This is a genomic window from Streptomyces prasinopilosus (assembly GCF_001419695.1).
Lineage (GTDB): Bacteria > Actinomycetota > Actinomycetes > Streptomycetales > Streptomycetaceae > Streptomyces > Streptomyces prasinopilosus.
Map to the genome: position 1 here is coordinate 1 of NZ_LIRG01001052.1, position 1,017 is coordinate 1,017.

Genomic DNA, 1,017 nt, shown 5'->3' on the forward strand with positions numbered 1-1,017 from the left:
GCCGGGGGGTGGGGCTGTCGGTGCGGTCGGTCACGCGGTCTCCTGCGGTGTCCGGTGCCTACGGGTGACAGCCTGAATCTGTCCAAAACACCCCGGAAGTAGGCGAAGCGGTGGGGTCGGCCGGTTTCCGGACCCGGCGTTTCAGCCGGTTCCGCCCGTTCCGCCCTCTCCGCCCGCCCCGACGGTCTCCAGGTAGAGCTTCACGTAGCGCGGGACGTCCACCTCCAGCCCCACGTCCACCAGGGCCTGCTCGCGCGTGCCCTCGTGGAGTTCGGACTCGCCGATGCGGGAGCGGCGGTCGACGACGGTCTGGCCGCGGGCCGGACCGGGAGCCAGGGAGACCTCGACGGGGAGCCGGTGGGTGGTCAGGCCCCGCGGGTCGACGACCGCGCACAGCGCGCCCGCGTCGCCGAGTCCGCCCGCCGCCTCGCCGGGCCCGTCGGGGCCCCCGGCGGAGGCGCGGACGGCGGTGCCGCCGGTGCCGCCGGCGGTGGTGCCCGGGGCCGCGGGACGGTGGGCGAGCAGGTCGCCGGCCAGCCGGGCGCCCGGTTCGGTGCTCGCGCGCAGCCTGTGCACCTCGGCCGCCGGGACGACGACCCGGTTGAACACGTCCAGGCCGTACATCGTGATCGGCACCCCGGCGGTGAGCAGGATCGCGGCGGCCTCCGGGTCGTGCCAGACGTTGAACTCGGCGACCGGGGTGGCGTTCCCGGCGCCCGCCGCGCCGCCCATGAAGACGATCCGCTCGATGTTGCGGGTGACCTCGGGATGCGTCCGCAGCAGCAGGGCGATGTTGGTCAGCGGGGCGATGGGCACCAGGGTGACCGGGCGTGGGGAGGCGAGGATCTCGCGGTGCAGCAGGGTCACCGCGTCCACGTCGGCGGGGGCGCGCCGCGGAGCGGGCAGGCCGAGGTCGCCCATCCCGTCGTGGCCGTGCACGTGGGACGCGGGGCGCGGGGCCTCGATCAACGGGCGCCCGGCACCCCGCGCGACGGGCACGGCGGGCGCGCCCGCCGT

General features: G+C 76.6%; 1 protein-coding gene. It reads right to left on the minus strand.

From position 1 onward, the window contains the following. Nucleotides 1-141 precede the first annotated feature (141 nt). Nucleotides 142-1,017, minus strand: an 876-nt coding sequence (locus AOK18_RS30025; protein ID WP_055696338.1) for a nucleoside hydrolase, incomplete at its 5' end; no start/stop codon positions are given.